The organism is Actinomycetospora flava, assembly GCF_037400335.1.
In the GTDB taxonomy this organism is placed as follows: domain Bacteria; phylum Actinomycetota; class Actinomycetes; order Mycobacteriales; family Pseudonocardiaceae; genus Actinomycetospora; species Actinomycetospora flava.
The window spans coordinates 1-213 of sequence record NZ_JBBEGM010000044.1 but is presented as its reverse complement, the minus strand read 5'-3'; the positions used below and the strand labels follow the sequence as shown (position 1 = coordinate 213).

General features: G+C 73.2%; 1 pseudogene. It reads left to right on the top strand.

The annotated features are described in order from the left end of the window. Window positions 1-213 (top strand): annotated as a pseudogene (locus tag WCD58_RS33580) (HNH endonuclease); the annotation flags it as partial.

Genomic DNA, 213 nt, shown 5'->3' with positions numbered 1-213 from the left:
AGGGCTGCAGGCGGTCGCGGACCGGCTGCTGGCCCACCTCGACCCCGACGGCGAAGAACCCCCCGAGGAGGACGCCGGCCGGGACGACGAACTGTGGTTCGTCCGCCGCCGCAACGGGATGCTGCTGTTCCGGGGGCGGATGTCCGACCCGGTCGACGCCGAAGCGTTCGTCGAGACCATCGACACCCTCGCGACCCCCTGCGGGCCCGACGA